Origin of the sequence: Pseudofrankia coriaricola (genome assembly GCF_001854805.1) — a bacterium.
GTDB lineage: Bacteria > Actinomycetota > Actinomycetes > Frankiales > Frankiaceae > Pseudofrankia.
On record NZ_MBLO01000001.1, the window covers coordinates 90,901 to 115,779 of the forward strand.

Consider the following 24,879-nt stretch of genomic DNA (forward strand, 5'->3'; position numbering starts at 1 on the left):
CGCCGCCATGGCCCGGGACGGGTGCCGCGGTGCCAGCGGGCTGAGCCAGCTGGTCCGGCTGGGTCTGTCCGACTGGTGCGGACTGCACAGGCGGCACAGGCACAGGCGGCACAGACAGGACAGGCGGCGCGGCCGCCGAGGGGCCAGGCTGGTCCGCCAGACTCATACTGACCAGCGTAGACGGCGACGGAGAGGACGGGGACGTGACGGACGGGGCCGAAGAGGCATTCGGGGCCGCGGGCAGGCCAGTGCCGCCCTACGCGGCGCGGGAGGCCGCCGCGGGCAATCCCGAGGGGCCTGGCTACGCCGGTCTCGCCACGTTCTGCGGCCGGCCGTGGCTGGAGTCCGAGGCGGAGCTGCTCGCCCGCCGCCCAGACGTCGCCGTCGTCGGCGCCCCCTTCGACATCGCCACAACGCATCGGCCGGGCGCCAGGTTCGGCCCGCGCGCGCTGCGTGCCGCGGCCTACGACCCCGGCACCTACCACCTCGACCTCGGCATCGAGATCTTCGAGTGGCTCGACGTGGTGGACGCGGGCGACGCGCACTGCCCGCATGGACTGACCGAGGCATCCCACGCCAACATTCGCGCGAAGGTCCACGAGGTCGCCCGGGCCGGCATCTTCCCGCTGGTGCTCGGCGGCGACCACTCGATCACCTGGCCGGCGGCGACGGCCGTCGCGGAGGCGGTCGGCTGGGGTGAGGTCGGCCTGCTGCACTTCGACGCACACGCCGACACGGCCGACATCATCGACGGCAACCTGGCCTCGCACGGCACCCCGATGCGCCGGCTGATCGAATCCGGCGCGGTCCGCGGCCGCAACTTCGTCCAGGTCGGGCTGCGCGGCTACTGGCCGCCGCCGGACGTCTTCGCCTGGATGCGCGACAACGGCCTGCGCTGGCACCTGATGCACGAGGTCTGGGACCGCGGCTCACGCGCCGTCATCGCCGACGCGATCGCCGAGGCGGTCGACGGCTGCAAGGCGCTGTACCTTTCGGTCGACATCGACGTCCTCGACCCCGGGTTCGCGCCCGGCACCGGCACTCCGGAGCCCGGCGGGATGAACCCGGCCGACCTGCTGCGGGCCGTCCGCCAGATCGCCCTGGACACGCCGCTCGTCGCCGCCGACATCGTCGAGGTCTCCCCGCCCTTCGACCACGCCGAAACCACCGTCAACAGCGCACACCGCGTCGCGATGGAGGTTTTCGCCGCCCTCGCCCACCGCCGCCGCACCGCCGCCGGGGGCATGCCGGACCTGCCCGGAACCGCCCCCTAACCCGTGACCGGCAACGTTCGCCCATGCCCGCGTGCGGCCGCGCGCTCATACTGTCCGACGTCACGGGGAATCGTGTCAGAGGTCAGAGCCACGACTAGCACCGTTTCGTAGCCCTGACGTCTGACAGGACGTCCGGATCCCCAGGTGCTGCGGGGGCGACGCGCGTGAGGCGCGGTTAGCCGGGCGGCGGGGATGGTGGGCGGCCGAGGGCGTAGCAGGTGATGGCCGCGGTGGCGGCGACGTTGAGGGAGTCGACACCGGCGGCCATCGGGATGCGTATCCGGTGGCTGGCGGCTGCCTGCGCGGCGGCGGAGAGGCCCTCGCCCTCGGTGCCGAGCAGGACGGCGACGCGGGCGTCGGGCGCGAGGCGCAGCGCCGAGAGGTCGGTGGCGTCGGAGGCCGGGGTTAGGGCGAGCAGCTCGAAGCCGCGCTCCGTGAGCGTGCCCAGGCTCGCCGGCCAGGGGTCGAGGCGGGCATAGGGCACCGCGAAGACCTCGCCCATCGAGACCCGCACCGACCGCCGGTACAACGGGTCGGCGCAGCGCGGGCTGAGCAGCACGGCGTCCATCCCGAGACCGGCGGCCGATCGGAAGACCGCCCCCAGGTTGGTGTGCGAGACCAGGTCCTCGAGGACAAGAACACGCAGTGCCCACGAAAGCAACTCGGCGGCGTCACGGGCAGGATGACGCGCCATCGCGGCCAGCGCGCCGCGATGCACCTCGAAGCCGGTGATCTCGGCGAGCACCTCCGGCCCGGCGAGGTAGACGGGAACGTCCGGGCCGATCTCGGCGGGGACGGCGTCGAGCCGAGCCGGCGACACCAGGACCGACCGTGGCTGGTAGCCGGCGCGCAGCGCCCGCCGGATCACCCGTTCGCCCTCGGCGATGAACATTCCCTCCGCTGGCTCCCTGAGGCGGCGCAGGGCGACGTCGGTGAGGGCGACGTAGTCCGCCACGCGCGGGTCGGCCGGGTCGTCGATCGGCACGATCGCCAACGCCGCCGGACCCGCCGGGGCTGATGGGGCGACCGGAGCCGTCGAGGCGACCGGTTCGGGCGGGGCTGACGGGGTGGCCGGGACGGTCGACGTTGACGGGCTCGGCGGAGTGGCCGGCCGCCGCGGATTGCTTGCCGTCATATGGACGTAACCCCAGGCCAGCAGAATCGGCCCTCATGACCGCGCACCCGGACTCCCCCTCGCCTGCCACCCCGAACGGCCAGCCGGCCGACCTGCTGGTGGCCGGAGCCGAGCTGGTCGCGACCGTCGACACCGAGCGCCGCGAGCTGCCCGGCGGCTGGGTGGCGATCACCGACGGGCTGGTGAGCGGCGTCGGCGCGGCCGGTGACGAGCCGCCGGCGAGGCGCGTGCTGCGCGCCGACGGCTGCCTGGTTACCCCGGGGCTGGTCAACACCCATCATCACATCTACCAGAACCTCACCAGGGCCTTCGCCCCCTCACTGCACGGCACGCTCTTCCAGTGGCTGACCACGCTGTACCCGCTCTGGTCGCGCCTGGACGAGGAGGCGGTGCATGTCTCGGCGTATATCGGGCTCACCGAGCTCGCCCTCGGTGGCTGCACGACAACCACGGACCACCTCTACGTGCACCCGAAGGGCGGCGGTGACCTGATCTCGGCGGAGATCGCCGCCGCCCGCGAGCTCGGCATGCGCTTCCACCCGACGCGCGGCTCGATGTCGCTGTCGAAGAAGGACGGCGGGCTGCCGCCGGACTCCGTCGTCCAGGACGCGGACGAGATCCTCGCCGAGTCGGCCCGGCTGGTCGCCGCGCATCACGACCCGGCGCACGGCGCGATGGTGCGGATCGCGCTCGCCCCCTGCTCACCGTTCTCGGTGAGCCCCGAGCTGATGAAGGCCACGGCCGAGCTGGCGGAGCGGCTGGACGTCCGGCTGCACACCCACCTGGCCGAGGACCCGGAGGAGGACGAGTACTGCCTCTCGGTCTATGGCCGCCGGCCCATCGACCACTTCGCCGAGGTCGGCTGGGGTAGCGACCGGTCCTGGGTCGCGCACTGCGTCTGCCCGAACGAGGAGGAGGTCGCCCGGCTGGGCGCGTGGGGCACCGGGGTGGCGCACTGCCCGAGCAGCAACATGATCCTCGGTGGTGGCCTGGCGCCGGTCCGCGAGTTCCGCGCCGCCGGCGTACCGGTGGGCCTGGGGTGTGACGGGTCGAGCTCGGCGGACTCGGCGTCGCTCTGGATGGAGGCGCGTAACGCGATGCTGCTCGGCCGGCTGCGGCACGGCGCGGCGTCGATGTCCGCCAGGGACGCGCTCGAGATCGCGACGAGAGGCGGCGCGGGCTGCCTGGGGCGGGTCGGCGAGATCGGCGAGCTGTCGGTCGGCGCGGTCGGTGATCTGGTCGTCTGGCCGCTGACGGGTGTCGCGTTCGCCGGCGCCCTGTCGGACCCGATCGAGGCGTGGCTGCGCTGCGGGCCGGTCGCCGCCCGGCACACGGTCGTCGCCGGACGCCTCGTCGTCGAGGATGGTGCGCCGACCCATCCGGCGCTCGACGAGATGCTGGCCCGCCACCGCACCATTGCCACCGGCATCCAGTCCGCCGTCGAGGACGTGGGCCCGGTCCCGGCGTCGCAGGCGTGAAGATGGCGGCATGACGACGAACGGAACCGAGCCGCTCGGCCTGGCCACGGCGCTGGACCTGCTGCCGAAGGTCGAGTTGCACTGCCACGTCGAGGGCACGATGCGCCCGGGGACGGTTCTCGACCTGGCCCACCGGCACGGGCTGGCGCTGCCGACGGAGAACCTGGACGAGCTGTACTCCTACAGCTCGTTGAACGAGTTCCTGTCGATCTTCTGGCTGGTGCAGTCGACACTGGGCGCACGCGACGACTGGGCTCGCCTCGGCTACGAAAGTGTGGTCGACGCCGCCGCGCACGGCCGGGTCTACGCGGAGATGTTCTTCACCCCTGCCCGGCACCTCGACGCCGGGCAGCGGCTCGCCGACATCGTCGCCGGACTCGCCGACGGGATCGCGGCGGCCGAGGCGGAGACCGGGTCGCGGGCGATGCTGATCGCGGACATCGACCGGGCGTTCGGCTCGCCACCCGGGCTGCAGATGGTGACCGAACTGGGCGAGCTACGCCGCTCGGGCGCACCGGGTATCGAACGAGTTCTCGGCGTCGGGATGGACTCCACCGAGCTGGGCGTCGACCCGAAGTCGTTTACCGAGGCGTACCGCGCCGCAGCCGGCTTCGGCTTCCGGTTGACCGGGCATCAGGGCGAGAACTCGCCGCCGTCGGCGATCGCCGAGGTCATCGATGTCCTCGGCGCCGAACGCGTCGACCACGGGCTATCCCTGGTCGACGACCCGGAGCTGGTGCGTCGGTTCGCGGCCGAGCGCATCCCGCTCACGGTCTGCCCGAACTCCAATATCCGGATCGCCAACGCGTTCCCCGCGCTCGCCGACCATCCCTACCCAGCCATGCGAGCCGCCGGTCTGCTCGCGACGCTCAATACCGACGACCCGGCGATGACCGACCTCGACCTCGGCTACGAGTACGCCTCGGTCGCCGATGCCTTCGGCTACACCTTCGACGACATGGTCACCATCGCCCTCGACGGCGTCGAGGCGACCTGGCTCGACGCCGACGCCAAACGCGCCCTGCGCACCCGCGTCTCCACGGAGGCCGCGGCCCTCTCGGCCCGCCTGCCGACGTCCGCCTGACCAGCTCGTCCGACCGGAACCTCAGCAAGCCACGTTGGATTACCATGGACTCCACCGAGATCGCCTTGGAGAGGGGTGGTCGTGGCTCCTGGACCACGGCGAACTCCCCCGCCCCTGGCTCGGCGCCTGAAGGAACTGCGGACCGGACGTTGGCAACGGCAACTGACCCAGGTGAGCCTGGCCAGGCTCCTCCACGTCGGAGAGTCGACGGTATCGAGCTACGAGACGGGCCAGGCCGCGCCCGGCGATGACAAGCTCTGGCTCTACGCGACGTTCTTCGCGACGCCCCGCTCTGTCTCGAACGGCCAGCTTCGGGTTCTGAGTGAGGACGAGTTCCTACCCCAGGAGCGGGAGGAACGCGATTCTCTGTTCGGGGAGCTGCGACGGCTCCGCGACGGCGGCGCGTCGCCCCGCGCGCAGGGCCGTCGGCGTACCTGGGATTTTCCCGACGACACACCGGTCCGCCTCGTCTGCGGCAAGATTCCGATGGAAGACGTCTCCAGCCTCGCCCTGGCAACCAATTCCAACTTCACCAGGCTGCTGACCTACGCCGACCTCGACGCGATGGTGGAGCTTTTCGGCCACATCCGTGCGGAGAACCCGGGCACCGACGTCCGCTTCATGCAGCCCGATGACATGTCCGACGCGGACCTCTCGTATCATGTAATCGTCGTCGGCGGACTCGGCTGGAACCAGACGACAGGATCCTTTCTGGCTCTCCTTGAAAACCTGCCGGTGCAACAGGTCGAGGACGAGGCGTTCCCCGACGGCGAGATCTTCGTCGTCGATCCGGCGGACGGAAGCCCGCCGCGACGATACGTCCCCCAGCAGTCCAGGAACGCCGCTTTCGGCGTCGTCGAGGACGTCGGCTTCTTCGCCCGATTCCCGAACCCGTATAATTCGGCAACGACCCTCACCATCTGTAATGGTGTGCACTCGCGGGGCGTACTCGGCGCCGTGCGGATGCTGACCAACCCTTCGTTGCGCGACCGCAACGAGGAATACCTGGCCAAGACATTCGGGGACGCGATCAGCTATGGCGTGCTGTTCCGGGTCCCGATCAACATTTCGAAAACGGTAACACCGGAGATCAGCAACCCGAGAAACCGTCTTTACGAGTGGTCAGAAAAAGCGTGACACGGCCACGGCAAACAGGTGGGAGCCGTTCTACCAGAGCCGAGGGCCATCGCGGCGAGTGCGCGGACCGGCCCCGACGGCAGCACGGCTCGGGGGCGGAGACCCCCGGCAGCGCCCAGGCGGCCCAGGCCAGGCGCTCCCCGGTCGCCGAGTACGAGGCCGGGATCCCCGCCCCGGCCAACGGCACCAGCGTCCATCACTTCCCCGATCACCGCGATTTCCTCAAGGTCTACGAACCGGCCACCGGTGACTCGGCCGACCTGCTCGACGCCGTCATCGTCCCGACCGTACGGCCCGCAAAGCATCTCGACACCGCGGCGCAGATCGCTTCGGGCGCCAGCCGACGTCTAATTGTTCTCTGTAGCCGAGAGGCCCGCGCCGTCGAGGTTCGGGCACGGTTTGATTCCACCCAGGCCGAGGTCACCGCCATCGACATACCGCCCGGCTACTGGCATCCCACACTCGATTTCGCCACGTCGTCGGAGATATTTATGCGGCTGTCACCGACACCCGTGCCTCGGGACCTCAGCCTGAAGCGGAATCTCGGTCTTCTGATAGCGCGGCTCTCCGGATGGCGTAAGATCGTCTTCATGGACGATGACATATATGGCATCGACCCGGGCGGCCTTTTGCGGGCCAGTGCCGCCCTGAACTCGAACCGAGCATCCTGCTTCCTCGTTGAATCACCCGAGGGTCCCGCGGACAGTCTGCCGACCGAGGACAACTCGGCCGTCTGCCACGCGCTCCGGCTCGTGGGTGGGAAACAGAACGTCTTCGCCAGCGGGTCCGCGTTGGGCGTCAACTGCTCGGAAGAAATCTCGCTCTTCCCGAATATATACAATGAGGATTTTTTCTTCCTGCTTCGCGAGACACGGCGATCCGGAATCACCCGCGTCGGCTTCGTAAGACAGCGCGAATACAATCCATTCCTGCCCGAAAGAGCCAGGTACGAAGAGTTCGGTGACGTGTTGGCCGAGGGACTGCTCGCCAGCCTTCACCTCGGCAAATCCGAGCTACCAACGACCGAGTACTGGAAGAAGTTCCTCGCGGCCAGAAGCGCGCTCCTCCACGAGATCCGCGCTGGCCTCAGCACCAGCGACAGCCAATATGCAGCCAATGCCACGGAGGCCGTCAAGGCTGCCCAGCGGCAACTGAGGTCGGTCACTCCCGACGCTTGCACGGAGTATCTAACCCGTTTCGATCAGGACCGGCGGGCCTGGGCAAGGCGACTCGGGGCACTGCCGCGCCTCAACGACATGGCGTTGACACTTGGCTTCCTAGGGCTCGGTTAGGCTTACTGGGCACACTCAACATGACTCGGCCCACGGGAAGGCGCCGTCAGGCACCCCGGACCCGTGTGTAAAATGGCAGAGTCGTAGTGATCAACAATGATCAGAGTGATCTTGTGCACACAGACAATAGCGACACGGGCAGTAGCAACGAGGGCGCCATGGGGCGGAACGTGGTGGCCGCGGCGCGCCGGCCGGCCCGGTTGACGCGTCCGCAGGTCGGCTGGAACCAAGTAGATGGAGCCCACCCAGGTGGGTGGACCGTCGAGAAACTCACAAAGGACGACTGGTCAGTTCTGCGGCAGGTTCGACTCCGGTCCCTCGACACTTCGCCGGACGAACTAGGCGGCGACTGGAAGGTGACCGCCCAGTACGGCGAGCGGGAGTGGCGGGAGCACTTTCAACACGGAACGTGGTTCGTTGCGAAGGAGGCTGTCGCCCCTATCGCGGTCGCCGCGCTCAACACGTCCGCATTCATCTTCCCCCACGAGTGCACCAAGATCCGTAAGCCTCACCCACACCTGGAAGCACTGTGGGTAGACCCACTCCACAGGCGACGCGGGATCGCGCAGGCGCTTGTCGATGCGACAGTCACGGAGGCTGCGTCGGACGGTGCTTCCGTCATCGGGCTGTGGGTGTTTGAGAAAAATAGCCAGGCAGCGGATTGGTTCGAGAATAACCGCGAATTCTCACCGACGGACGACAGGCCCAGCGCTACCGTGGCGAGCCCCGCAGGCGGTGGTGGCGACGACACCGGCGTGAGTACCACATGCACAGGTTCATCACCAGGGCAGACGACCCAAGCGGTCGAGCGACCCTCATGCCGTTCTGAATCCTGCGACCGAGAGTCGACCGGTGCTGTAGTCCAATGGGTTTGGAGGGCGCTGACCACGGTGTTCGGCCGGGTGACGGTGACCGGGCTGGCCTACCGGGCGGCGGGGTGTCCAACCTGCACCCCGCGGACGGGGCCCTGAACCTGGCGGCGGGGGCGACGACCTCGGGCCCTTCTTCGACCGGACCCGCGAGGCCCGCGCCAACGCGCGGGCCTACGACCCGGCGGCCCACGCCGAGTCGTAGGAGCGCAGCCTCACGCTGGTCGGCCGCGCCGGTCTGCGCTGATGGGTGCCGCCGGACGCCCCGGAGCGCGAGGTCAGTGACACTGTGGGGGTATTAGGTGAACAAAAGCCCGGATTCTGTCACCGTTGGACGGTGACCCACAGCTTCGAGATCCGCACTCTCGAAAAGGGGGAGTGGGCCCTGCTGCGCGACCTGCGCCTGCTGGCGCTAGACCATGATCCCGCCGCGTTCGACTCCACCATCGCCCGCGAAGGCGCCTTCACCGAGTCCGACTGGCTGGCCCGGATGGACACCGCGACCTGGTTCGTCGCCAAAGCGTGCCGAACGCACATCGGTCTGGTCTGTGGCGCGGACCTGTCCGCCGATCCGCCCGACGAGCGCCACCTCATGAGCCTCTGGGTCGCGCCCACCTGGCGACGCCATGGCGTCGCCCGCGGCCTGATCACGGCGGTCACGGCCTGGGCGGCGCGCGACGCGGCCAGGTTCCTTTCCCTGTGGGTCGCGGAGGACAACCCGTCGGCCATCGCTGTCTATGAACGTCTCGGGTTCCAACGGACGGGGTTGGAGCAGCCGTTTCCCGGTGATGCGACCCGGAGCGAGGTCCGGATGGTCAGAGACGTCGCCCGCGGGCCCGTCGACGACGGTCTCGGCTGACCTGAGGCCGAGCGGCTCACGAGGCCGGTCGCCGCCGGCGGTGCCCGCCGACGTGCGCCGGTGATCGCCGGGTTCCGGCACCGATGGTGCCTCCAACGCCAGAAGCCCGGCGAGCTCGCCCAGACGCGCGCGTGTCCAGCTCCACGGGGTCAGCCGCCGGCGCGGCGACCGGCCGTCCGGCCCAGCCTTCCGGGCCACCGCTCTCGCGGGTGGCATGGCGCCCCGGCCGACAACCCGGTCCGTCAGGTCCAGCGACCGCAGGCCGGCCGCGAGCGAGGCCTGGGCGGCTATCCGCTCCCGGAGCCGGCGCCACCTGACACGGTCCGACTCCCATCGCTTGACATAGTCGACCAGAACCTCGGGGCGGATCTCGGACCTGATCGTCTGTGCGGTCATGAGCGCGCGCACGGCCGCCTCGGCCGCGTCCGCCCCAACCTCGGGATTCGCGCACAGCCGTCCGATGGTGTCGGTGATGAAGCGCTCACGCTCCGCGAGGAAGTGTTCCCAGAACACGACCGTGCCGGCCTCTTGGAGGCGCCCCGCGCGCACTAGGGCCATGAGCCCCTCCGCGAGGACGTCGCCGAACTCCTCGGCGGCGGCCCGCTGCGGGTCCGCGAACGGGTCGAAGTCGAGTTGTGTGACCCAGCCTGCCCTACCCAGCGCGCCGCGCCGTGCTGACTCGATGAGAAAGAGCCAGTCCTCGTTGTAGACCTGTGGGAAGAACCCCGCGTCACGCGACGGGTCCACCACAAGCGCGGATCCGCTGACGAAGATGTCCTGACGCCCGCCCGCGAGCCGGTTCGCGTGGCAGACAACCGAGTTGTCGGGGAAATGCCCGGTACACATCCCGACGGCGTCGAAACGGTCCAGCCCCTTCACCGCCCGCTGGACGAGATCCGCCGGGATATCCCGGATGTCGTCATCCAGGAAAAGCAACGAATGCCATCCGGCGGCGGCACCGAGCAGCAGGCCGATATTGCGCTTGAGGTAGAGGTCGCCAAGGTGTGCCGGGGCGGCGCCGAGCACGCCGGCCGTCTCGAACTCGTCGAGTTCGGGGTGCTTGTATCCGTCGGACAGGTCGATCACGGTGGCCCGCAGCCCCGGGTAGGTCAGAACCATCCGGCCCACCTCGTCCGCCGGCGTCCCGCCGCTGCACATGACGACCAGGTGCGCGTCGACGGACAGCGCCAGCTTCATGGCGGTCGCCAGGTTGTGCGCGGGCCTGGACGCCGGCACGACGATCGCGTCGAGCCTGTCTGCCTTCTCCAGGCCACACCGCCGCAGCAGCCCCAGGTGCGACACCTGGTGGGTGACGGGCGTCTGCCCGCCGACAAAGGGGTCGCCGGGCGGTTCCACCTCGGCGCCCACAGCGTTCACAGCCACGACGATTCAGGTCCTTTCGGGCCACTCAAAGATTATTACGTCCGGATCGTGCAGATCCGGCGTGAACGACTTACCCTTCAGTACCCTGATCCGCATCAGGATGCCGAACTCTTCCGCGTCGCCAAACCGCTCGAAGATGTACCGCTCGTTACGTTCTCTGAGGTTCCTGTCGGTAAGGCACCGTACCGAACCAAAGACGCCCCTGGAGTACACCCCGTTACAGATTGTCAGCGTGCGCGCCCGATTGTAGGGGTTCGGCGTCCTGATCAGCAGACCGATATCCTCACGCAGACCGAGACGCGGGTCGCTCGAAATCGTGGGCACGACCTTCTCCTCGGTTCCGTCACGGTCGATGACGAAGATCTCGCCCTCCTGGTACTCGGGGACCTCGATCTGGGTCACCGGGAATTCGGCCTGCCGACGGTTCCAGTCCGCAGCCTGATTCCAGCCGAGCCCGCCTAAGAGCACAAGGTGGCCGGACATGTCGTCCGGCGCCACGTCCTCCGAGGTGATGAACCGGACGTCTTCCACGGCGGGGTTCTCCGCGCGGAGATGGCCCCACAGCTCCATGAGCGCGTCGAGGTCGGCGTAGGAAAGAAGCTCGGTGTAGTTGACGTTGTCCGGCGACGCCAGCGGGGGTCGGACCCCCTTCGGAAGCTGGCCGCACACGATCCGCACCGGCGCCCCGTCGTCGAAGCGCCACGTCCTGCGCGGCGCCTCGGTGGGAAGCACGGCGACCGTCAACTCGCGTGCGGACGCCGCGGCCGTCCGCAGGAGTGCCGTCAGCTCGGCCAGCAGCACGTCCCGGGCGGCGCGCTCCTCGGCCGTGAGCTCGTCCTCGGCCGCCACCCGCGGCGCCGCGGTGCGCTCGTCGGCCCGGGGCGCGGCGTAGAAGACCGCGTAAAGCTGCAACCTGGCGAGCGGGATGCCGCGCGCGTTGTTCTCGTCGGACGAGACGGTCGCGACCGACACGTCCAGAGCCGCGGCGACGTGGGCCTGCCGCAGCCCGCCCTCCGCGGCCCGTCGCAGCGCACGGAGGCGACGAGCCAGCGCCAGATTCGCATCCGCCATCGGCTCCACCCCTTTCACTGGCGACACCGAATTTCAGTGAAACTTTGAGCCTCGGATGAATAGCAAGAGTACCAGAGATCCCCAGTGAACGACGAGCGGACGGCCGGAGTTCCACATGGCGCGCTGCGGACACCCGAACCCCAAAAAGCCTAGTCTTGTCGGCATGTTGGTCCTACAGTGGGAATTGATGGACCGTCAGGATTATCGTCGAAAACGACAAAAGTTCAGATTGAACTTCTGAACTTCAGAAGGGAAGGCGAAGTTGAAGCATCCATCGATCCGCGCGGGACCGCTACCAGCGGCAGAACCCCGGACAGCAGAACACCCCCGGCCTCGTTTCGCGGCGAAGAACCGGGGGCGCTCTGGCACTCAGGCGGGTCCGCCCGGCCCGTCAACCTTGCGGCACCTCGACGCAGCGGTGCCTCCGGCCGCCGTAGTGCCACCTACGGCGCCAGCACACCACGCGACGGCGCAAATCCGAGCGGGGACGGAGCCTGAATGTTCACCACAGTAGCCCTCATGCAACACGCCGAAAAGGCCCAGGTGGCCCAATCGAACGGCATGGGGGGCATGATCCTTCTGACCATCGTCACCTTCTTCGGCCTGGCCGCCCTGATCACCGGGCTGACCCGGCACATCGGGCACCTTTGGGGCATCGCGGCCGAGTTCCTTCGCCCGATGATGGCCGCAGTGAAGACGCTCCTGCTGGTCGTGACCGTCGTAATCGTCTTCCTGGTCGGCCTGGCCGGGACGGCGCACCACGAGGCCTCGCCCCAGCATCTCCTCACGACCGCGAGCACCCAGGTCACGGTCACGGTGCCCGCCCTCCTGTGAGCGCGGAGCGCACCCCCCGGGGAGTTCCATGCGATGGCCGCCCTCAACGCCGAGGGCGGCCATTTTCGTGTCCGGTCCCGGCCGCGGCCCGGGCCGCCAGGTTCAGCGAGCTTCAGTGATTCGCCTGGACTGCGGCGGCCAGGTTCAGCGAGCTTCAGCGTCCGGCTGCGACGCGGGACCGCTGAACGCGGGTGGGGCACCACCCAGTCCGCCGGGAGCGCCTCCCCGAGATCTAGCCGGCGCGGCCGCCTAGTTTGGTGACGACGGCGCGGTCGAGGTCGGCGGTGGCTAGGCCGGCGTCGTCGAGGAGGCCGGCGTCGAGGGCGCGTAGGACGTGCCCGGCCAGCGCCCTGGCGGTCGCCGGCTCGTCGGCGACCGCGCCAGCGAAGCGGGCCTCGGCGTAGGCGGAGAGGCGGGCGAGCGCGGTCGGCAGGCCGGCGAGCAGGTTGGCCGCCACGGCCGCGTGCCGGCTCACCAGCTGCGCCGGGTGCAGGTCCCAGCCCTGGTAAAGCCCGCGCCGCCAGGCCCTGCTGACGAGACCGGCGTGCCGGCGCCAGGCCGCGCGCACGGCGTCCGTCGATCCGACGGGCAGCAGGTTGGACGAGCCGTCGGCGACGCGGATCCCGGTTCCGGCGGTCACCAGCTGCATGAGCGTCGTGGCGTACTCGACGGCCGGGTGGTCGCTGGCCTGGTGTTCGGCGGCGATCCCGAGCGCGGCCGAGTAGTCGTAGGTGCCGACGTGCAGGCCTGTGACGCGGCCTCGGCCGGCGTCCACCAACGCGGGCAGGGCGAGAACCGCCGCCGGGGTCTCGATCTGCAGTTCGACGGCCGGCGGGCGCAGGTCGATCCGGGGCAACAGCTCGTCGAGCACGGCGAGGAAGACCGTGACCTGCTCCGGTGCGCTCACCTTCGGCAGGGTGATCACCAGACCGGGCGGGCCACCGTCGTCACCGGCGAGCGCGGTGAGGAACAGGTCGAGGCTGCGCAGCCCGCGGTCGCGCACCGCCGGGTCGAGCGACTTGGGCCGCAGCCCGTAACTGGCTGGCAGCGCCCCAGCCGCCGAGGCCATCCGCAGCGCCTCGGCCGCGGCGATGGCGTGCTCGTCCTCCACGTCGTCCGGGCGGATGCCGTAGCCGTCCTCCAGATCGACCCGCAGGTCCTGGATGGGATCCATCGACAACGTGCGCAGCACATGGGCGTGCACCCGCTCGGCCAGCGCCGGATCGGCCTCGCCCGGCCCCCCGCCCGCCTGCCCGGCCCCCGCGCCGGCCGCACCGGCCGCACCGGCGCCTGTCACCGTGCCGAGGCCGACGGCGTCGGCGAGTTCCGCCGGTGACCCCGCGTGCTCCGCGAGCGCCTCGCGGGCGCTTTCACCCCATTCGAGGATGACGTCGGGATGGAACCGCTCGGCCGACACGTAGCAGGTGTGCACGGGCTGACGGGTGCCTGGGTCGCCAGGGTGGCGCGCCGCGAGCGTCGCATCCACGGGCGCGAGCGGCGCCGTCAGCCGGCCCAGCAGATGTTCCGACAGGGTGGGCACGCCCTCCAGTGTGGACGTGGGCTCGGAGGTGCGCTGAGCTTCGCGTCCGACCGGTCTCGGTGGTGGGCGTGGGCGTGTGGTCAGCTGCCCCGGTAGGAGGAGATGCCGTAAGGGGCGAGCAGCAGCGGGACGTGGTGGTGGGCGGCCGGATCGTCGATCACGAAGGTTATGGTCACCTCGGGGAAGAAGGCCGAGAGCTCCGCGGTGTCGAACACCAGCCGCCACCGTCCGGCCGCGTCGGCGGGCAGCGACGCGATCCGGCCGTCGTCGTCCGTCACAGCCTCGGCGACAAGCCTCCAGCCTTTGTGCTGGCCGTCAAACCCAAGGATGATCTTCTCAAGCCGGACGGCGACCCCGGCCGCGGGGCACCCGACCCCGGTGTTGAGGACATGGGTGGACAGTGACATCTGGGCCCTCACGATTCGTCGGCGCGCAACGGTGCGCTCTGATGGCCGCCCCCGGCAAGTATCCCGAGCCTGTCGGGCCGGGGCCGCCGCCGGCCACGGCAACGGACGACGGCCCACCATCGGCACGAGCGTGGTACTTCGCGATGGCCGGAACCGGACTTCAGCACAACCGCCCATGGCGGGACACGCCCGTGAGGATCGCGAAGGCCCGCGGTCGACCCGGTGACCTGCGGTTCCGGCGGCCGGCGGCTCGGCGCGCGCGGGCCTCGGCCTCACACGTATGCCGACCAATCCGAGACGGGCCCACGACCACAGCGAGTCGTCTACGTCACCAAATGGCCACTAAGCGGCTAGGATCCGCCGGTAAGTCCAGGACCGAATCCGGACCTGTTAGACCGGCGAGGCCGATCCGACGGGGATCCCAGGTGCGGAGGTCGGTCGGGACGGAACAGGGGGCTGAGTCGGGACGGGTCGACGTGGAGTGGGTCGAGGCAGGCAGATGATGCGTTTTGTCGGTCGCGTGTCTGAGCTCGGCCTGCTAGCCGCGCAGTACGCAGCGGCGGTCGCCCCCAGCCTGCGGTGCGTGCTCGTCGAAGGACCGCCCGGCATCGGCAAGACGACGCTGCTCGACTGGTTCCTCGGCGGGCTCGCCGAGGGCGACCTCCCGCCCGGAACGCCCAGGCCGACCATCGTCCGGGTCGAGGCCGCGTACGGTGCCCGCACCCATGATCTGGACCTGGCCGACCGGCTGCTGGACCAGCTCACGCCTGCGCCGGATACGAGCGCCGCCGCGGGAGCGACGGTGCCCGGCGCGCGACCGGCCGGCGCCGACGACGGCCCTGCCGCCGTGGCCGCCCCGGACCCCGGCCGCCAGTACCACGGCCGCCGGCTTCCGGCTCTCGTCGCTCCGGCCGCCCCGAGAGCGCGGGACATCGACATCGACGGGATCGGGTCCGCAGGCGCGTTCGAGGCCGACCCCCCCGACGTGGCGGCCGGCGCGGTCGCGGAGCGGATCCGCGAGACCGGCGAGCTGCTCACCCGCGCCGCCGAGTTTTGCTGCGCCACCGGTCCGGTGGTGCTCCGGATCGACGACATCCACTGGTGCGACGCCCCGTCGCTGCGCGCCGTCGGGCACCTGCTGCTGCACGGGAGCAGGCTGCCGCTGCTGGTCCTGATCGCCGGCCGGCCGCACGACTCCCCCTGGCTGGACGGGGTGCGCCGGCGCGCCGCGGTCGCGGGCCTGGCCCTGGACCTGTCAGGTTTCGGGGAGACGGAGCTGGCCGAGCTGTGCGCCGCCCGCGGACTGCCCCCGCCCCCGCCCCGCCGGCTGCGCCACCTCGTCGAGGCCACCGAGGGCAACCCGCTGTGGATCAGCAAACTGCTCACCGCCGACGGCGACGAGCGCTGGGAGGGGGTCGGCCAAAGCGCGGTCAGCGCGCCGCGGGCGCCGGAGTCGCTGGCCTCGCTCGTCCAGCGCGACCTGGCCGCCTGCCCGCCGGAGGGCCGCCAGCTGGCCGCCGCCGTCGCGGTGCTCGGCCGCGGCGGCGGCCTGGCTGAGATCGCCACGCTCGCCGGGATCACCGAGCCGGCTCGCGCGCTCGCGCAGGCGGTGCGCCACGACCTGGTCGGCACCGCCGGAGCGCCGCCGGCGCTGCGGGTCGTGCCGCCGCACGCGGTCGTCCGGGCGACGATCTACCACGCCGTTGACCTGGAGGAACGGTCCGCGCTGCATCTGGCGGTGGCCGAGGCGTCGGCCGACCGCGCGACCGCGCTGGAGCACCGGGCCGCCGCGGCGTTGACCCCCGACAGCGAGCTCGCCGACGAGCTGATCAAACTGGCCGGGTCGGAGTCCGCCTCCGGGCGCTACGCCTGGGCGGCCGACCATCTGCTGCTCGCGGCCTCGATCACCCCGGACCGCGCCCAGGCTCGCTCACTGCGCCTCGACGCGGCGATGTCGTTCCTCCAGGCCGGCGAACGCGCCGAGGCCACGGCGGCGCTGGCCGCGGGCGACGGTGCCGAGGATCAGAGCACCGACGACGGCGACCAGGTCGACGGCTCGCCCCGCCAGCTCTATGTGCGGGCACACCTGGACCTGCTGGCCAACCGGGCCGAGCAGGGCGTTCTCGGCTTCATGGCCAGCTGGGACGCCGCCCGCGCCCGTGGTGACGCCGAGACCGCCGCGCAGAGCGCCGCTGGGGTCGGGCAGGCCTACATCCTGGCCGGGTTCTACAACGCGGCCCAGGACTGGGCCCGACGGGCGTTCGACGAGACGGGCGCGCCGTCCCCCATGCGGGCGCAGGGGCTGGCGCTGGCCGCGTCGGCACTTACCGCCGCGACCGGCGACGGCGCGCGGGCGCTCGCCGAACTGGCCGACGGCGAGCGGCTGCTCGACCCGACGCCGCACACTCAGATGACGATCCGGGTCGGCCGCGGCGCGGTGCGGCTGTGGTCCGGGGACCTGGACGGCGCCGTCGCGGACCTGCGCCCTGGGACCTACACCCCGCGGGATCCGTTGCACCAGCGCTTCATGGGGATGATCCACTACACCGAGGCGGCCTTCCGGTCCGGGCGCTGGGAGGAGTCGCTCGCCTGCGGCCGCGACAGCGTCACGCTCGCCGAGTCGGCCGGGCACCTCTGGGCACTGCCGGTCGTCCACGCCACGGCCGCGCTCGTTCCGGCGGCGCGCGGCGACGCGGCCACCGTCGGTCGGATGCTGGCCCGGGTGGCCGAGTACGACGTCGAGGGCGTGGCGGCGATCTGCGCCTACCGCACCACCACAGCCGCGCACCTGGCCGCGGCGCTCGACGACCCGGACGGCGTCGTCGTGGCCTGCTCGCGGGCCGCGGCGCTGGCGAACCCGGCGGGCACGCGCCCGCCCGGTGTCTTCGAGTGGCGTCACCTCAACATCGAGGCACTTGCCCGGCTGCGCCGGTTCGCCGAGGCCGAGGCGGAGCTTGCGAGCCTCGAGGCCGACGCGCGTACCCGCGGCTCGGCGGTGACGCTCGCGCTCGTGGCCAGGGCGCGCGGCGTCCTGCGCGCGAGCCAGCGCCGCCACGACGAGGCGGTCGCGCAGTTCGAGAGGTCGGCCGCCGAGTCCGACGCGCTGGGCATGCCGTTCCCGGCGGCCCAGGCCCGGCTGCGCGCGGCCGAGGTGCACCGGCGCCAGCGCCGCAACGCCAGGGCCGCGGCCGAGCTGACCGCCGCGCTCGACGTCTTCGACGCGCTGGGCGCCGCGACGTACTCGCGCCGGTGCCGCGAGTTGATCGCCGCCCTGCGCGGGCGGGCGGCGCTCAGGACCGCTCCGGTCGCCACGCACCCGGGTGATGTGCCGCCGATCACGCACCTGGCCTCCCCGGCCGCCGCGGGGAGCGGCGAGGCCCGCGCGAGTCCGCGGCCGGTGGCCGGCGGCGCCGGCGGCAGGCCACTGACGGACCGAGAACAGGCACTGCTGACGAGAATTTTGCGTGGCGACGACTTCGAGTCGATCGCCAGGGAGCTCTACATGTCGAAGGGTCACGCCGAGAACGTCGCCCGAGAGCTGTACCGGATGCACGGCGTCACCTCCCGCGCGGAACTCGCCGGCATCTACCTGGGTCTGCGCGGCTCGGGCGACTTCCCTGCCTACCCGCTGCCCACCCCGCCACCGCCTCGGGATGAGGCGGACGAGCCCCGACCGGCGCCACCGCCGACGGACAGCCCCGACGGTGCCCTGGGCCGCTGACCGCCGCGCCTGGCCGTCGAAGACGGTCGCGACTCGGGGCTATGCGGCGGCCCCGTGCCGGACCGCCGCATAGCCGACCTCGTATCGCGCCGCAAGTGGCGGCGAGACGGTCCTCCACAACCCGGGCCGTCACCTCCCGTAATTTTGACGGACCGGGCCGTGGAGGTCGGGCGCCCGGAGGAACGACCCCCCGACGACCGTCCGGGCGGCACCGTAGACGATGCTAGGCCGCCCGAGGAGCCCACCGACAGTGGAAAATCCCATGTAAGGCAAGGCCTCTCCTTGAGCGGCGTCTTGCCGTCCTAGGCCCAATGGGACCGCGCTGCCTCCCGGGGGCCAGCCCGTCAGGAACGGGTGACGAGACGGCACAGCCGGCTCGTGGCCACCGCATCCCCCTGGGAGACGCCCGGACACCCGGGGAGCCCACATCCTTTTCGTCAGGAGCCCGTAATCAGCCGGTGCAGCCGCATGGCGGTGATCTCCGCCTGCTGGCCGGCGGCGACCCGCAGCTCGCGGTCCGGGTCGTTCTCGAGGCGCTCCCGCAGCAGGGAGAGCATCTCCTCTGCGCTCCGCCCCGCTGCCCGGATCAGGAAGATGTAGCCGAAGCGCTCCTCGTAGGCGGCGTTGCCCTCGGCCATCGCGGCGCGGACCTCCGCGCTCGCCGACTCCAGCGCGGCCTGCTCGCGGCGCGGGGCGTCCAGCCCGACGACGGTCGCGCGCGCCGACGTCGGCGGGGCCGACGCGACTGCCGGGCGCTCACCGATCCGCGGGTGCGCGGTGAACGCCTCGAGCCACGCCGCCTCCGTCAGCTGCCACCACTCCTGCTCGGCGACGGCGAGCAGCTCGTCGAGGGTGCCGAACGGCCGGCGGGCGACGACGGCGTCCGCCCAGTCCTCCGATCCGCAGCAGGCGAGCAGCTCCTCCTTGGCCGCGCCGGGCGAGAGCGCGTCCAGCCAGCGCATCGCCAGCGACTCGCGGCCCGGCTCGGTCGGTGCGCCGAGCAGGCGCAGCCGGGCGAGGCCGCCGTCGGGAATCGCGTCGACCCGCACGTGCGTCGCCTCGACCGGCACCTCCAGGTCGAACAGGTGCCTGGTGTTCGGCTGGGTCCTGGTCGGTGGCAGCATCGGGCGCCATTCGGTGATCGCCGAGACGTCGTCCGAGAAGGACAGCTCGGGCGCGTTCGCCGCCCAGAGCGCGACGGCGCGCGGCGCGTTGCCGCGGAAGTGGCGGGTGTCGACCTCGGCGCGCACGACCCGCCCGGTCGTCGCCAGGCGGATCACCGCCCAGTCGTAGCCGGGGGTCCGCCGGCGGCGGGTCTCCCAGCCCTCGCCCATCACCCGGGCCTCGCCGGAGGCGTTGAGATTGTGCCGGTCGCCGTAGTGCATATCGCTGGCGGCGACGACCACGCCGCCGAGATAGGCGGCGGCGAGGTCGGAGGTCACTCGGTCGAGCAGCCGCGGGTCGGGCACGACCTGGCCGTGGGCGCGCAGCCGGGCCACGCCGCCGTCCGGGTGGATCGTCAGACGCAGGTGGGTGATCCGGATCTGGCCGGGGCCCTCGACGGGCAGCACGTTGACCGAGTCCGCGTTCACCGGGGTGCGCGGCACGAGCGTCACCCACTGCACCGACTCGTCGAGCAGCTCCTCCGGCGCAGGGTAGCCGCCGACGGTGGCACCCTGGATCTCCACAGCCTCCGGCGCGTTGCCGGTGAAGTGGGTGGTGTCGACCGTGATGGCGTGCACGATGCCGGGCACACCGAGGCGGACCACCGCCCAGTCGGCCCCCGGCAGCACCCGGCGCCGCCGGGTCTCCCAGCCGTCGGTCCACTGGCCCCGCTCGGTGAACACCCCCGGCCGCACGATCGGCGGCTCCGGCAGCAGCATCCGCTCGGCGAACGCGAAGAACTCGTCGTTGACCGCGACCACCGAGCCCCCAAGCCGCGCGCCGGCGAGGTCGACGAGGTTGGTCAGGTCGGGCGCGTCAGCCATCCGGGGTCTGTCCTCCCTGCGTTCCCAGGCCTGTGTGCCCGGGTGACGCATGCTCGAATCTGTCTGTTTTCCCTGGCGCCGCGTTTCCCCTGGCGCCGCGTTCCGCGCCGCCATCGGGAAGCTGCCCGGAGCGCGGCGAACAGGGTCGGCCAGCGCGGGCAGTGAACATGGTCAGCCAGCTCGGCTCAGGAGCTGGCCGCGCGGCGGCCGGCCGCCGTCGATCCGCTGGCCGCGCAGGTAGGTCGCGTGGACGACGCCGTCCAACGTTCTTCCAGCGTAGGGGGTGAGTGGGTGGCGGTGGGCGAGCATTGCGGCGTCCACCACATCGGAACCTTCCGGGTCGAACACCGCGAAGTCCGCGTCGGCGCCCACCGCGATCCGGCCCTTGTGGACAAGCCCGGCGTGGTCCGCGGGCCCGGTCGCCACCCAGCGGGCCAGGTCCGCGAGGCCATGGGAACGCTGACGCGCGCCGGTCCACACCGCGCGCGGGCCGAGCTGGACGGAGGCGATGCCGCCCCAGGCGGTGCCGAAGTCGCCGGTGTCGACCGACTTGACGTCGGGACTCGCGGGCGAGTGGTCCGAGACGACGCCGACGAACAGCCCCTCGGCCAGGCCGTCCCAGAGGCGCTCCAGGTTGGCGCGTTCCCGGATCGGTGGCGCGCACTTGAACTCGGTCGCGCCGTCAGGGACCTCCTCCGCCGTGAAGCTGAGGTAGTGCGGGCACGTCTCGACGGTCAGCGGCAGCCCTTCGTCGCGGGCGGCGAGCACATCGTCGAGCGCCCCGGCGGCCGCCAGGTGCAGTACGTGCAGCCGGGCGCCGGTCGCGCCGGCGAGCGCCGCGAGCGCGGCGACGGCCTCCGTCTCGGCGGCCGGCGGCCGGGAGCGCAGCCAGCTCGCGAACGCGCGGCCGGCGGCGGGCGGCGCGACGTCCAGAACCCCTGGCGACTCGGCATGGACGACGGTGAGCGCGCCGAGCCGGGCGGTGTGCCTCGTCGCGGCGGTGAGCGCCTCCATCGACACGTGCGGGAACTCCTCGACCCCGGACGGGGCGAGGAACGCCTTGAAGCCGAACACGCCGGCGTCGTGCAGCTCGGCGAGGTCGCGGACGCTGGTGGCGTCGGCGCCGATGATTCCGCCCCAGAAACCGACGTCCACGGAGATCTGCCCGGCGGCCGCGGCCCGCTTGGCCTCGAGCGCGGCCACCGACGTCGTCGGCGGGATCGAGTTCAGCGGCATATCGATGATCGTCGTCACGCCGCCCTCGGCCGCCGCCCTCGTGGCGGTCGCGAAGCCCTCCCAGTGGGTGCGGCCCGGCTCGTTGACGTGCACGTGCGCGTCGACCGCGCCGGGCAGCAGGGCGAGGTCACCGAGGTCGGTGACAGCGGCGCCCGGGCCGACCTCGTCCGGGCCGGTGATCGCGGTGATCCGCCCACCCGCGACGTGCACCGCCGCGGCCATCACGCCCCGCGGCGTCACAACCCGCCGCGAGCGCAGCACCTCCACCCGTTCCGGCAGCGTGAGCGCCGGCGCGTCCGGCTCAGTCGTCATCGTCGTCCCGTCCGTGTCGTATCGGTTCGCCGCCCGGCGACGGCGTCACCAGGTCCGCCGGGCGGACCGGGACGCGGCGCAGGTCGCGGCCGACGGCGGCGCGGATCGCCGCCACGACCGCCGGGGTCGCCGTGCCGGTCGGCGCCTCACCGACCCCCTTGACCCCGTACGGCGCGTCGGGCTGCGGATAGGTGACCGCGACGAAGTCCAGCTCGGGCACGTCGGCGATGGTCGGCAGCAGGTAGTCGTGGAAGGTCGGGTTGACGACGACGCCGTCGACGGTGACCAGCTCCTCCATCACCGCGACGCCCAGGCCCTGCGCGGTGCCGCCCTCGACCTGGCCGAGCAGCGACAGCGGGTTGAGCACGGTCCCGCAGTCCTGCGCGAGCGCCAGCGACACCACCCGGACCAGCCCCAGGTCAAGGTCGACGTCGACGACCGCGCGGTGCGCCGCCGCGGCATAGGCCACGTGCGCGTCACCCTGGCCGCGCCCGTCGAGCGCCTCGGTGCGCCGGTGGTGGTGGGTGTATTCGGCTTCCACGGGACCGTCGGCCAGCGCCTCGGCGAGCGGGATCCGCGCACCGGCCTCTGGTCCGATGATCTGCCCGTCGCGCAGGCTGAGCACCCGGCGAGGCGCCTCGATGACCGACGGCGGCAGGCCCAGGGCGCGCGCCACCCTGGCCAGCAGCCGGTCGGCGACGGCGGCGCAGGCACCGCGCACCGCTCCGCCGCTCATCCAGGTCTGCCGGGACGCGCTGGTGGAGCCGGCGCTGCCCACGGCGGTGTCCGCCGGGGCGAGCACCACCTCCTCGACGGCGAGCTCGGTGCGCGCGATCTGCCCGGCGATCGTGACGAAGCCCTGCCCGACCTCCGCGCAGGCGGTGTGCACCCACGCCCGCGGTACCCCGTCCGGCCCGAGCTCCAGGCGCACCCGCGCCACCGACGAGTCGTCGAAACCCTCGGAGAACAGCAGGTTCTTGATGCCGAGCGCGTAGCCGACCCCGCGGCGCACCCGGGCCGGGTCGGCGCCGGCCGGCCGGCCGCCGGGCAGCGCGAGGCCGCTGCCCACGCCGGGGCTGGCCGGGTCGAGCGGCGGCGGAAGCGGGCGGGAGGCGACCAGCTCGATCAGCTCTCGGGCCGGTACCGGGCCGGGGATCGGCACCCCCGTCGGCAGGATGTCGCCGGCGGCGAGCGCGTTGCGGGCCCGCAGCTCGACCGGGTCCATCCCGAGCGCGTCCGCGAGCCGGTCCATCTGCGCCTCGTGCCCGAAGGTCACCTGCGGCACGCCGAAGCCGCGCATCGCCCCGCACGGCGGGTTGTTCGTCCGGACGGAGGCGCCGTACAGGTGGGCGTTCGGCACCCGGTAGGGCCCGGCGGCATGGGTGACCGCGTTCGAGATCACGGCCCGCGAGCTCGACGCGTACGCCCCGCCATCCAGGACGACCCGGGCCTGTACGGCGACCAGATCGCCATCTCGGGTCGCTGAGTGCCGGAACCACATCCGCGCCGGGTGGCGGTGCGGGTGGCCGAGGAAGCTCTCGACGCGGTCATAGGCGATCCGCACCGGCGCCCCGGTGCCGAGCGCCAGCAGTGCGCCATGGACCTGCAGGGTCACGTCCTCGCGGCCGCCGAACGCGCCGCCGACGCCGGCGAGCGTGAGCCGCACCAGCTCCTCCGGCAGCCCGAGGCAGGCGGCGACCTGCTCCCGGTCCGAGTGCAGCCACTGGGTGGCGACGGCCATATCGACGCCGCCGTCGGCGGCCGGGGTGACCAGCGCGGCCTCCGGGGAGAGAAAGGCCTGGTCCTGCATGCCGAAGACGTAGGTGTCCTCGACGACGACCTCGCCGGCGAGGTCCGGGGTGTCGCCGTGGAGGATGTCGATCTGCCGGTAGATGTTGGGATGGCCGGGGTCGCTGAACTCGCCGCCCGGGCCGTAGCCGGGGCTGCCCGGGTGCAGCGGCTCGGCGCCGGGTGCGATCGCGAGCTCCGGGTCGGTGACCGGGGGCAGCGGCTCGTAGTCGACCTGGATCGCCGCGAGCGCCCGCCGGGCGGTATGGGCGTCGACGGCGGCGACGGCGGCGACCGGCTCGCCGGCGTAGCGTGCCTCCGTCGCCGCGAACACCGGCTGATCGAGGCCGATCAGCCCGAAGGTGGCGACACCGGGAACGTCGGCCGCGGTCACGACGGCGGCGACGCCGGGGATCCGCAGCGCGGCCGAGATGTCGACGGCGAGGATCCGGGCGCGCGCGTGCGGGCTGCGCAGCGTGCGCGCATGCAGCATCCCGGGCAGCGCCAGGTCTCCGGCGTAGGGGAAGGTGCCCGTCACCTTGGCCGGCCCGTCCGGGCGCAGGGCCGACGCCCCGATCCCCTCGCGCCCCGGCTCTGGCAGCCCGGTGCTCACGGCTCGGCCCCCCGACCGGCATCCGGACGACCGGCGGCGCCCGCCGGGCCGCCCTGGCCCGCCACGCCCGCCCGGCCGGCCGCCGCCGCGGCGATGTCGGCCTGGACGGCCCTGACGGCGGCGATGATCCGGCCGTAGCCGGTGCAGCGGCAGATGTTGCCGGCGAGGGCCTCCCGGATCTCGTCCTCGTCGGCCTCCGGGCGCCGGCCCAGCAGGTCGGTGACGGCGACGACGAAGCCGGGCGTGCAGAAGCCGCACTGCACGGCGCCGTGGCGCAGGAAGGCCGCCCGCACGGCGGGTGCCAGCCCGTCGGCCGGCAGACCGGCGAGCGTCGTCACCCGGGCGTCGGCGGCGTCGGCGGCGAGCGTCGTGCAGGCGGCGATCAGCTGGCCGTCGAGCAGCACCGAGCAGGACCCGCAGCGCCCCTGCTCGCAGCCGTCCTTGACGCTGGTGATCCCGAGCCGCTCACGCAGCACCGTCAGCAGGGAGTCACCGAGCCAGGCGCCCGTCACGGCGCGCAGCCTGCCGTCGACGTGCAGGCGGTAAGGCCGGGCGACCGGCCCGGCGTCGGTGTCCTCGTCGGTGTAGTCGTAGCGGGCCGTGCTCCCCCGGTCGAGCACCCGGCGGGCGGGCACGCCCAGGCCAGAACCGGCGTCCTCGTCCGTTCCCACCACCGTCACCGGCTCCGTCCCTCCGTCGACGCGTCATCCCACCGACCGCCTCCGGAGGAGCGAAGGTGAAGCATTGTCGCTCCTCCTTCGGCTGACGCGTCATCCCACCGACCGCCTCCGGAGGAGCGAAGGTGAAGCATTGTCGCTCCTCCTTCGGCTGACGCGTCATCCCACCGACCGCCTCCGG

General features: G+C 72.1%; 17 protein-coding genes. 9 read left to right on the top strand and 8 right to left on the bottom strand.

All coding sequences use genetic code 11. The features are described 5' to 3' along the window. Nucleotides 1-203: 203 nt before the first annotated feature. Entirely contained in the window at nucleotides 204-1,274 is a 1,071-nt protein-coding gene (gene speB, locus BCD48_RS00360; RefSeq protein ID WP_071046182.1) for an agmatinase, read from the top strand. 175 nt (nucleotides 1,275-1,449) lie between these two features. Here the strand turns inward: speB and BCD48_RS00365 are convergent, their stop codons facing one another. Beyond that, nucleotides 1,450-2,409 (bottom strand): TrmH family RNA methyltransferase, encoded by a 960-nt coding sequence (locus tag BCD48_RS00365; RefSeq protein WP_083417965.1) that lies wholly within the window; start codon nucleotides 2,407-2,409, stop codon nucleotides 1,450-1,452. Nucleotides 2,410-2,444: 35 nt separating this feature from the next. Here BCD48_RS00365 and BCD48_RS00370 point away from each other — a divergent pair, with 35 nt between their 5' ends. The 6 genes from BCD48_RS00370 (at nucleotide 2,445) to BCD48_RS56295 (ending at nucleotide 9,128) form a co-directional block, all read left to right on the top strand. Next, nucleotides 2,445-3,887: an 8-oxoguanine deaminase gene (locus BCD48_RS00370; RefSeq protein ID WP_071046183.1), complete on the top strand. Its 1,443-nt coding sequence runs from the start codon at nucleotides 2,445-2,447 to the stop codon at nucleotides 3,885-3,887. 10 nt (nucleotides 3,888-3,897) lie between these two features. Next, nucleotides 3,898-4,971, top strand: a complete 1,074-nt coding sequence (gene add / locus BCD48_RS00375; RefSeq protein WP_071046184.1) for an adenosine deaminase — start codon at nucleotides 3,898-3,900, stop codon at nucleotides 4,969-4,971. A gap of 81 nt (nucleotides 4,972-5,052) precedes the next feature. Further along, on the top strand, nucleotides 5,053-6,108 hold the full coding sequence (locus BCD48_RS00380) for a helix-turn-helix domain-containing protein (RefSeq protein ID WP_071046210.1): 1,056 nt from the start codon (nucleotides 5,053-5,055) through the stop codon (nucleotides 6,106-6,108). After that, nucleotides 6,105-7,400 (top strand): hypothetical protein, encoded by a 1,296-nt coding sequence (locus BCD48_RS00385; RefSeq protein WP_071046185.1) that lies wholly within the window; start codon nucleotides 6,105-6,107, stop codon nucleotides 7,398-7,400. The genes BCD48_RS00380 and BCD48_RS00385 overlap by 4 nt, the downstream gene beginning before the upstream one ends. A 158-nt stretch (nucleotides 7,401-7,558) precedes the next feature. After that, nucleotides 7,559-8,371, top strand: a complete 813-nt coding sequence (locus BCD48_RS45160) for a GNAT family N-acetyltransferase (RefSeq protein ID WP_083417966.1) — start codon at nucleotides 7,559-7,561, stop codon at nucleotides 8,369-8,371. Nucleotides 8,372-8,759: 388 nt separating this feature from the next. Further along, entirely contained in the window at nucleotides 8,760-9,128 is a 369-nt protein-coding gene (locus BCD48_RS56295; RefSeq protein WP_491677102.1) for a GNAT family N-acetyltransferase, read from the top strand. Between the two features lie 1,389 nt (nucleotides 9,129-10,517). On the opposite strand, the gene BCD48_RS00395 is transcribed toward BCD48_RS56295, so the two are convergent. Then, nucleotides 10,518-11,582 (bottom strand): helix-turn-helix domain-containing protein, encoded by a 1,065-nt coding sequence (locus BCD48_RS00395; RefSeq protein ID WP_071046187.1) that lies wholly within the window; start codon nucleotides 11,580-11,582, stop codon nucleotides 10,518-10,520. 498 nt (nucleotides 11,583-12,080) lie between these two features. On the opposite strand from BCD48_RS00395, the gene BCD48_RS00400 reads away from it, so the two are divergent. Then, nucleotides 12,081-12,416 carry a hypothetical protein gene (locus tag BCD48_RS00400; protein ID WP_071046188.1) on the top strand — a complete coding sequence of 112 codons (336 nt, stop codon included), beginning with the start codon at nucleotides 12,081-12,083 and terminating at the stop codon, nucleotides 12,414-12,416. Nucleotides 12,417-12,648: 232 nt separating this feature from the next. Here the strand turns inward: BCD48_RS00400 and BCD48_RS00405 are convergent, their stop codons facing one another. Then, nucleotides 12,649-13,956 carry a DUF6986 family protein gene (locus tag BCD48_RS00405; RefSeq protein ID WP_071046189.1) on the bottom strand — a complete coding sequence of 436 codons (1,308 nt, stop codon included), beginning with the start codon at nucleotides 13,954-13,956 and terminating at the stop codon, nucleotides 12,649-12,651. Between the two features lie 80 nt (nucleotides 13,957-14,036). Further along, a complete protein-coding gene (gene uraH, locus BCD48_RS00410) occupies nucleotides 14,037-14,363 on the bottom strand; it encodes a hydroxyisourate hydrolase (RefSeq protein ID WP_071046190.1) in 327 nt (108 codons plus the stop codon). 502 nt (nucleotides 14,364-14,865) lie between these two features. On the opposite strand from uraH, the gene BCD48_RS00415 reads away from it, so the two are divergent. Continuing rightward, nucleotides 14,866-18,084: an AAA family ATPase gene (locus BCD48_RS00415; protein WP_274536476.1), complete on the top strand. Its 3,219-nt coding sequence runs from the start codon at nucleotides 14,866-14,868 to the stop codon at nucleotides 18,082-18,084. 437 nt (nucleotides 18,085-18,521) lie between these two features. Here the strand turns inward: BCD48_RS00415 and BCD48_RS00420 are convergent, their stop codons facing one another. The 4 genes from BCD48_RS00420 to BCD48_RS00435 form a co-directional block, all read right to left on the bottom strand. Then, on the bottom strand, nucleotides 18,522-20,072 hold the full coding sequence (locus tag BCD48_RS00420) for an allantoicase (RefSeq protein WP_071046192.1): 1,551 nt from the start codon (nucleotides 20,070-20,072) through the stop codon (nucleotides 18,522-18,524). A 171-nt stretch (nucleotides 20,073-20,243) separates the two neighbouring features. Then, complete coding sequence (allB, locus tag BCD48_RS00425; protein WP_071046193.1) at nucleotides 20,244-21,620, bottom strand: allantoinase AllB; 1,377 nt, start codon at nucleotides 21,618-21,620, stop codon at nucleotides 20,244-20,246. Continuing rightward, nucleotides 21,610-24,021 carry a xanthine dehydrogenase subunit D gene (gene pucD / locus BCD48_RS00430; protein ID WP_241841406.1) on the bottom strand — a complete coding sequence of 804 codons (2,412 nt, stop codon included), beginning with the start codon at nucleotides 24,019-24,021 and terminating at the stop codon, nucleotides 21,610-21,612. Before pucD ends, allB begins: the two co-directional genes overlap by 11 nt. Beyond that, nucleotides 24,018-24,701: a (2Fe-2S)-binding protein gene (locus tag BCD48_RS00435; protein WP_116271377.1), complete on the bottom strand. Its 684-nt coding sequence runs from the start codon at nucleotides 24,699-24,701 to the stop codon at nucleotides 24,018-24,020. The genes pucD and BCD48_RS00435 overlap by 4 nt, the downstream gene beginning before the upstream one ends. Between the last annotated feature and the right edge of the window lie 178 nt (nucleotides 24,702-24,879).

Excerpts from the sequence above, each read along its gene's own strand:
- BCD48_RS00420 (WP_071046192.1), bottom strand. The coding sequence starts at position 20,072 with ATGGCTGACGCGCCCGACCTGACCAACCTCGTCGACCTCGCCGGCGCG.
- BCD48_RS00400 (WP_071046188.1), top strand. The coding sequence starts at position 12,081 with ATGTTCACCACAGTAGCCCTCATGCAACACGCCGAAAAGGCCCAGGTG.
- BCD48_RS00415 (WP_274536476.1), top strand. The coding sequence starts at position 14,866 with ATGCGTTTTGTCGGTCGCGTGTCTGAGCTCGGCCTGCTAGCCGCGCAG.
- uraH (WP_071046190.1), bottom strand. The coding sequence starts at position 14,363 with ATGTCACTGTCCACCCATGTCCTCAACACCGGGGTCGGGTGCCCCGCG.
- BCD48_RS45160 (WP_083417966.1), top strand. The coding sequence starts at position 7,559 with ATGGGGCGGAACGTGGTGGCCGCGGCGCGCCGGCCGGCCCGGTTGACG.
- BCD48_RS56295 (WP_491677102.1), top strand. The coding sequence starts at position 8,760 with ATGGACACCGCGACCTGGTTCGTCGCCAAAGCGTGCCGAACGCACATC.
- allB (WP_071046193.1), bottom strand. The coding sequence starts at position 21,620 with ATGACGACTGAGCCGGACGCGCCGGCGCTCACGCTGCCGGAACGGGTG.
- add (WP_071046184.1), top strand. The coding sequence starts at position 3,898 with ATGACGACGAACGGAACCGAGCCGCTCGGCCTGGCCACGGCGCTGGAC.
- BCD48_RS00370 (WP_071046183.1), top strand. The coding sequence starts at position 2,445 with ATGACCGCGCACCCGGACTCCCCCTCGCCTGCCACCCCGAACGGCCAG.
- BCD48_RS00395 (WP_071046187.1), bottom strand. The coding sequence starts at position 11,582 with ATGGCGGATGCGAATCTGGCGCTGGCTCGTCGCCTCCGTGCGCTGCGA.
- BCD48_RS00365 (WP_083417965.1), bottom strand. The coding sequence starts at position 2,409 with ATGACGGCAAGCAATCCGCGGCGGCCGGCCACTCCGCCGAGCCCGTCA.